This is a genomic window from Bradyrhizobium sp. (assembly GCF_049519115.1).
In the GTDB taxonomy this organism is placed as follows: domain Bacteria; phylum Pseudomonadota; class Alphaproteobacteria; order Rhizobiales; family Xanthobacteraceae; genus Bradyrhizobium.
Genome location: NZ_JBEKRB010000121.1, coordinates 1 through 7,573, shown reverse-complemented (window position 1 = coordinate 7,573; position 7,573 = coordinate 1). Strand labels below are relative to the sequence as shown.

Genomic DNA, 7,573 nt, shown 5'->3' with positions numbered 1-7,573 from the left:
CCGTACAAAGCGATGCCCATCAGGAAGTTGGCGAGGACACCGAAACCGAAATTGCGGCGGGCGAGCAGACGCAGATTCAACAGCGGCTTCTTGCTGGTCAGTTCGATCCAGAAGAACAGCGACAGTGCGACAGCGGCGATCACCGACAACCGCACGATAAAGTCCGATCCGAACCAATCGTCCTTGTTCCCTTCCTCGAGCACGGTCTGCAGCGCGCCCAGGCCGATCGCCATGGTGACGATGCCGGGCCAGTCGCCCTCGCGCAGCAGCGCAAGCTTCATCGGCTTAGCCTCCAGCGAGAACCACAGCATGCCGAACATCAGCGCGCCTGGCGCCAGATTGACGTAGAAGATGTACTCCCAGCCCCAGTTCTCGGTAAGATAGCCGCCGATCGTCGGCCCGATCGCAGGCGCGAACGTCGCGGACACCGCGAACATCGCAAGGCCGATCGATTGTTTCGACTTGGGCAGCAAGGTGATGATGAGGGTGAAGGCCATCGGGATCAGCACGCCGCCGAAAAAACCCTGGAGGGCGCGCAGCACGATCATCTGCGACAGATCCTGTCCCAGCGCGCAGGCGGCGGAAAACACGAGGAACAGCAGAGCATTGGTCAGCAGATAGACGCGGACAGAGAACACCTGCGCGAGCCAGCCGCTCATTGGAATCACGATGATCTCGGCGATCAGATAAGAGGTCGAAATCCAGCCGCCATCGTCGATGCCGGCGCCGATCCCGCCTTGAATGTTTTCGAGCGATGCATTGACGATCTGAATGTTGAGCACCGCCATGAAGGCGCCGAGTGTCGCACCGAACACCGCTATCCAGGTCTTGATGGACACCGCCTGTGAGGGAGCCGTCGGCTCCGATGCGACACCGACCCGCGAGCGATCGCTGCTAAGGTCCGATGATGCGGTGTCGATAGTGGTCTGGCGCGTGATCATGGCTGTCCCCCTTTGGTGACAGAAGAATGCATTGAACGAACTGGCTCGATAGCCTTCGAAAAAGTGGAAGCGCTAACCGGCAGGATTTGACCAAGCCCGCCGGATGAAGCATTTCAGTCGGCCGCCTTTTGGCGTGACTGCGGGGTGGCATTCGACGCCAACCGGCTGCTCGACTGGCGCCCGGCGACCGCGGTGGCCTTGGTGTCGATGGTCGGCTCTGCCGACATTCCGGGCCGCAGCAACCCGGTCAGCCTGCGATCGTCGAGCACGATCTTCACCGGCACGCGCTGCACGATCTTGGTGAAATTGCCGGTCGCATTGTCGGGGGGCAGCAGCGCGAATTCGAGACCGCTTGCCGGCGACAGACTATCGACATGACCCTTGAGCCTAGTGCCATGGAAGCTGTCGATCTCTATTTCGACGGGTTGACCATCGCGCACATGGGTGAGCTGGGTTTCCTTGAAATTGGCCACCACATAGACCGCGTCGAGCGGAACAACCGCCATCAACTGCGTGCCGGCCTGCACGAACTGACCGACCCGAAGCGTGCGCACGCCGACGGTGCCGTCGACCGGTGCAATGATCCGCGTATAGGACAGGTTCAGCTCCGTCTGCGCTTCGACCGCGCGGGCGTGATCCAATTGGGCAACGGCCTTCGCACGGTCGGTGGTGAGGACGTCGACCTTCCTCTGGGCTGCGAGCAGGCCGGATTTGCCGTGCTGCAACTGCGCGATCTTCTCGCGCAACGCTGCATCGGTCTGTTGCGCACGCTGAACGGTGCCCGAGCCGCTTTTCATCAGGTCATCGTAGCGAGCCTGTTCTTCTTGCGCGAACTTCAGGTTGGCTTCGGCGGCCGCCACATCGGCTCCGCCCTGCTCGATCAACGGCTGCTGCAGGGCAATCTGCGCATCGAGGTTACTTATCGCGGCTTGGGACGCATTGACATCGGCGCGCGCCTGATCGAGTGCGGTCTTGAAATCGCGATCGTCGATCCGCGCCAGCAACTGCCCGGCTTTGACGGACTCGTTGTCGGCAACCAGCACCTCGGAGAGATAGCCGGAGACCTTGGGCGAGACGATCGTGGAGTCGGCCTTGACGTAGGCATCGTCGGTCGACTGCAGATACCGCCCCGTCGTCAGATAGTAGTGGCCAAAATCAGCCACACCGGCGACGCCCAAGACCAGAGCCAAGGCCAGAGCCGCGCGCTTGATCGCCTGATGGGAAAGGCTGAATCCTGTTTTAACAGGTAAATCAGAAACATAAGGCAAATTTGACATGGCAACCTCTTGGAGAGAACGGCGTCCTTCACAGAGGCCGCCCCCTTCCACCCGCGATATGCAATGCCGCACGTGATCTGATAATCAGGGAAAAATAGAAAGCATTATCCAGTAAGGGCGGATAATCGGAGGCACCCATGGATCGGCTGACCAGCCTGACAACGTTCGTCCAGGTTGCAGATAGCGGCGGATTTTCCGCGGCTGCACGCCACCTCAATATGTCGACGACGATGGTAAGCAACCACGTGCAAGCTCTCGAAGACCGGCTCGGCGCGCGGCTGCTCAACCGCACGACACGGAAAGTCAGCCTCACCGAAGTCGGCAAGGCCTATTACAGTCAGTGCACGCACATCCTTGCCGAACTCGAACAAGCGGATGGCATGGCCAGTGCCTCGCAGTCGACGCCGCGGGGCACGCTTCGTATCTACACGTCCGCTCATATGGTCCCGTTTATCGCGCCGGCGGTGTCCGAATTTCTTGCTTCGTACTCCGAGGTCAAGGTCGACCTGGTCATGGGCGAACGGGACGTCGACCTGATCGATGAGCGATATGACGTGGTGGTTCGACTCGCGCCGCCGCCCGATTCAAACCTCATCGTACGCAGCCTCGCCAAGTGGCGTCATGTGTTGTGCTGCTCGCCTAGCTATCTCGAAAAGCACGGATCGCCGCAGCAACTGTCCGAACTCGCCGACCACAATTGCGTTACGCACGTGCATTATCCATTTCAGGACGGATGGCATTTTATCGACCGCAAGGGCGCGCCCGCCGTCGCGCCGATCTCAGGCAACCTGCTCACCAACAGCGGCGAGATGCTGCGGCTGGCAGCGCTTGACGGCGCCGGCATCAGTCTGGCGGCGGGCTTTCTTGTTGCCGGCGATCTCGAAGCGGGTCGACTTGTTGGTCTGCTTCCTGACTACCGGCCAGTGGAATTGGCTATCAGCGCGGTCTATCCGCATCGCCATCATCTGTCGGCCAAAGTCCGCAGATTTATCGACGTCCTCGTCGACAGCAGTGCGAGGCAACAGAGGCTGATCAATCCCTGGTGAAGGCAAACGATGTACGCTGCTTTCATTGGACGACGCTTCGCCCATCAAGAGGATTTTGAATGGATGCATCACGCCGCCGTGCAATCGCCCGTACTGCGTTTGACACGGACGTGATTATCCAGTCCCGAAGGATAGTCCTCCCCAAATTGCGCCGATAGTCAGATCGGCCGCCTTCCCCTATCTCGGAAATGCGCTGAGAAGCCAAGGCAATCGCCTGATGGCAAAGCGCCTACGATAGGAGACTAAAATGCGTAAGATCATTCTGACCGTTCTCGCCACTTCTTTGATTGCTGCTTCGACTGTTCAGATGGCGGACGCCGCCGAGCGGCATGTACGCCACGCGCATCACGACAGCTTCCGCGGAGCGTATAACCAGCTGATCGCTCCCTCAAACGCGGATACGGGAAGCAACTGGAGAGACGATGCGAAGTTTCTGCCTGCCGGGAACTGAGTGTCCTACCGAATTGAAACGGTAACTCTCTCGGACACGTTGGCCTGCACGCCGCCGCCGTCTCGGCAAACCATTTGCTGACTCGGCGGTGGTGCCGTCTTCAAGCCTGCGCTTCACGGGTCGATCGCATGACAAACTATAGGAAGTCCCTAATCTTAGCAGAGGGCGAAAGCCGCGATCGGAGAGAACCTCGCGTGAGTACGTCATGGTTCGACACGAACTGGAAGGCTAAAGGCTTTGCAGTCAATCGCCAGTTAGCGCCCTTCGCACTTGTCGCGTGTCTAGGGTTTCTCTCTGTTGGCATTCCGCTGCCGGTTCTTTCGCTTTTTGTTCATGATAGTCTTGGTTTCAATGCACTGATCGTGGGCTTCGTGGTCGGCGCGCAATCTTTTGCCACCCTTGTCAGTCGACGATACGCCGGTCGCATGTGCGACTCTCGAGGTCCCAAGCCGACCACTCTTGCTGGTTTGGCCGCGGCTTCGGTCTCGGGTTTGTGTTACCTGGCTTCCAGCCACGCGATCGGAAGCCCTCTGCTCGCCCTCTCAATCTTACTTTTCGGCCGAATCCTGCTCGGATTCGGTGAAAGCCTGTTCATCACGGCAACCGCGGCCTGGAGCGTGGCCCGCGTCGGATCTGCCCATGCAGGGCGGGCAATGGCATGGTCGGGCATCCATGTACAGCGCCCTCGCCATAGGCGCGCCGATCGGAACGCAAGTCTATCGCAGTTTGGATTTCAACGCGGTCGCGTACTGCGCGATTGCGATGCCTCTGGTCGCGACTGCGGTCGCTGCGTTGCTTCGTCCGCTCGCGGTAGAACCGCAGCCGCACATATCTTACCTCAAACTACTTGGTCGGATTTGGCCGCCAGGGTTGGTAATGGCATTGGCATCGGCAGGCATCGGCACCATCTCGGCTTTCCTGCCGCTCTACTACAACCGGCACGGATGGTCAGGAGTGGGCGCAGCGCTTACGGCTTTCGGTTTGGCTTATATTCTGATGAGACTGATCTTTGGCGGTCTGCCGGACAGGATCGGCGGCTTCAATGTCGCGATGGCATCTCTCGCCACCGAAACGCTGGGGCTTGTCACGATCTGGTGGGCACCCACGCCTGGTATCGGGGTCACCGGCGCGACGTTGACCGGTCTTGGCTACTCCTTGATCTTCCCAGCCTTTGGCATCGAGGCGCTGAGGCGGGTTTCGACTCAGAACCGCGGACTGGCCTTGGGCGCCTATCTGGCCTGCTTCGATCTAGGCATCGCCATGGCAGGCCCCGCCGCAGGCATGATCGCCCAGACCTTCGGCCTTCGAACCGTGTTTCCAGCCGCCGCCGGCGCCGCAATTCTCGCGTTTGTGCTGACGGCAATTACACGCACCACATCCAACCGGCCATTGAGCAAAAGTCAGCCTATGCAGTCGGCCTGATGCGGACTTCAGCCGCGATCCAAGAAACACCGTCGAGCGCGACTCGATTGTTCGAATCAAGATTGCAGGCTTCATCGAACGACCTACGGTTCGCAAAAACCCGGAGGAGGAAGCCGCGTGCCGAACGGAATTCCGAACGGGCGGTGGTATCGCATCGTCCCAGCCCTCATCGTGCTAAACTGCATTTCCTATATGGACCGGTACAACATCGGCTATGCCCTTGCGGGCGGGTTGGCGCCTGATCTTGGAATCGACTTGAGCTATGCTGGAATTGCGGCCGGCGTCTTTTTCTGGGGCTACCTGGTTCTTCAGCTTCCGGGTGGCCATTTAGCCGAGCGGGGCTACGCAAAGCTATTCATCGCCGTGGCGCTGTTCGTCTGGAGCCTTCTGACGATCGGCACGGCTTTCGTCCGCACGGGCCCCGAACTCATGGTTGCCAGGTTCCTGGTCGGAGTCGCCGAGGGAGGCGTCTTCCCGGCAATCTACACCATCCTCGGAAACTGGTTTCCTGCTCGGGAATCCGGTCGCGCCAGCGCCCTCTTCATTACCAATACCGCAATCGCCTCGCTGATTGCGGGGCCCCTCTCAGGCTACATTCTGACCGTCTATGACTGGCGCGCGCTCTTCGTCGTCGAGGGCTTGATGTCGCTTGCCTTCGCGGTGATCTGGATTCCCCTCGTGAGCGAAACACCGGCTTCCGCACGATGGATTTCGGATGCGGAGCGGAATTATCTTACCGCCGAATTTGCGGCCGACGAGCGAGGCGCAGACGATCGACGCTCTGCCCGCATCAGCATTCTGGGACTGATCCGTGATCGCAACCTGTGCGTCCTGAGCGCCGTCTATCTCTGCTTTCACATTGCCAATGGTGGCTATGTCATCTGGCTACCGACCATCATGAAATCGGTCACGCAACAGGAAATCGGCGCCGTAGGCGTTCTGACTGTTGCACCGTTCCTCTTGTCCTTCATCGGCCTCTACGTCTTCGGCACGCTGTCGGACAAATCTCTGAACCGGCGAAGGTACGTTGTCGTTTCGATGTTGGGCTTCGCGGCGTGTTTCTCTGCCGCCGCCGCATTGTCCGATCATGGATGGCTGTCATTCAGCCTCTTGGCGGCAAGCGGACTGTTCCTGAAGCCGACCATCAGCCTCTTATGGACGCTGCCGAAGCTGATCTTCGGCAAGGATACGGTGGGGGGCGCCCGCGGCATCATCAACGGGATCGGCAACCTGGGGGGCTTCTTTGGCCCCGCAATCATCGGCTCCGCATCGGCCTACACCGGCGGCTTCGAGACCGGAACCTATATCCTCGCGGGCTTTCTCCTCATCGGCGCCGCGCTCACGTCGCTCCTACCGGATATCGTCTCGGGGCCAAAGGGGCATGTCGTGCCGGCATCCCAGGCAGCCGCCTTAGCGAAGATGAGAAACGCATGATCCACGATCGGTTATTTTGCCGAAAGATTCCGTGCACAGCAGTCGTCTTCGCATCCCTAGTCACCGGCCCGGCCTTAGGACAATCCATGAATCTGAACTCGGCGAGCGTCAGTGAACTTCTCGCAGAGCAGGCTGCTGGCCGCCTGACCTGTACCGCAATTGCGCAACATGTGAGCGCACGGATAGCGGCTATCAACCCCCGCCTTAAAGCCTTCATCACCGTCAATCCGAAGCTGGAAGACCAGGCAAAGACACTTGAGGAGGAACGGCAGCGCGGATCCCTTCGTCCCCTCCACTGCATCCCGGTAGCGATAAAGGACAACTTCAACACGAAGGATCTACCGACGACCGGCGGTTCGGCTCTTCTAGCACGGGTAACGCCGAGCGAAGACAGCGCGGCAGTCGCCAAACTGCGCGCCGCAGGCGCCCTGATCGTCGGCAAGACCAATCTCGACGAGCTTGCCATAGCGGGCGTCACAATCAGTTCGCTTGGTGGACAGACGCTGAATCCCTACGATCAATCCAGGTTTGCTGCCGGCTCCAGCGGCGGGTCTGCCGTCGCCGTCGCGACAGGAATGGCGACGCTCGCGGTCGGAACAGAGACGGTGAACTCGCTTCGGAATGCAGCCAATTCAGCCGGGGTGGTGGCCATTCGTCCGACGCATGGACTGGTCAGCCGTGCGGGCGTCATTCCCGTGTCGACCACGATGGATGTCGTCGGGGGGTTTGGACGAACCGTCGCCGACGCGTCCACGCTTCTATCGGTCCTGGTCGGTCGGGATTTCGTCGATCCTGCCACGAGTGCGGTCGAGGGGCTCGCCAGCCCGATCGTCCCGCATCCGGAAATGGCGAACCTTGCCGGCAAGCGGATCGGTGTCCTTCTCAACCTGATGGGCCGCGGGCCCGAACATCAGGCGGTCAATGCGGTGTTCAACGCCGCCATCGCCAAGGCGAAGGCCGCCGGCGCCGAGATCATCGAGATCGAAGATCAGGACTTCGATT

Annotated in this window: 7 protein-coding genes and 1 pseudogene; 6 read left to right on the top strand and 2 right to left on the bottom strand. The window is 60.1% G+C overall.

The window, feature by feature from the left end:
• Nucleotides 1-941: DHA2 family efflux MFS transporter permease subunit (locus tag ABSE61_RS35335; RefSeq protein ID WP_423875798.1), on the bottom strand; the 941-nt coding region annotated here is incomplete at its 3' end.
• 113 nt (nucleotides 942-1,054) lie between these two features.
• The gene (locus tag ABSE61_RS35330; RefSeq protein ID WP_423875797.1) at nucleotides 1,055-2,218 is read right to left on the bottom strand and encodes an HlyD family secretion protein; all 1,164 of its coding nucleotides are present in this window, start codon (nucleotides 2,216-2,218) and stop codon (nucleotides 1,055-1,057) included.
• Between the two features lie 137 nt (nucleotides 2,219-2,355).
• Here ABSE61_RS35330 and ABSE61_RS35325 point away from each other — a divergent pair, with 137 nt between their 5' ends.
• The 6 genes and pseudogenes from ABSE61_RS35325 to ABSE61_RS35300 all read left to right on the top strand — a co-directional run.
• Nucleotides 2,356-3,264, top strand: coding sequence for a LysR family transcriptional regulator (locus tag ABSE61_RS35325; RefSeq protein WP_423875796.1), 909 nt, complete (start codon nucleotides 2,356-2,358; stop codon nucleotides 3,262-3,264).
• Between the two features lie 247 nt (nucleotides 3,265-3,511).
• Nucleotides 3,512-3,715, top strand: a complete 204-nt coding sequence (locus ABSE61_RS35320; RefSeq protein WP_423875795.1) for a hypothetical protein — start codon at nucleotides 3,512-3,514, stop codon at nucleotides 3,713-3,715.
• Between the two features lie 128 nt (nucleotides 3,716-3,843).
• Nucleotides 3,844-4,374 (top strand): annotated as a pseudogene (locus ABSE61_RS35315) (MFS transporter); the annotation flags it as partial.
• A gap of 217 nt (nucleotides 4,375-4,591) precedes the next feature.
• On the top strand, nucleotides 4,592-5,137 hold the full coding sequence (locus ABSE61_RS35310; RefSeq protein WP_423875794.1) for an MFS transporter: 546 nt from the start codon (nucleotides 4,592-4,594) through the stop codon (nucleotides 5,135-5,137).
• A 117-nt stretch (nucleotides 5,138-5,254) separates the two neighbouring features.
• Entirely contained in the window at nucleotides 5,255-6,571 is a 1,317-nt protein-coding gene (locus ABSE61_RS35305; protein WP_423875793.1) for an MFS transporter, read from the top strand.
• Between the two features lie 86 nt (nucleotides 6,572-6,657).
• Nucleotides 6,658-7,573: amidase (locus ABSE61_RS35300; protein ID WP_423875792.1), on the top strand; the 916-nt coding region annotated here is incomplete at its 3' end.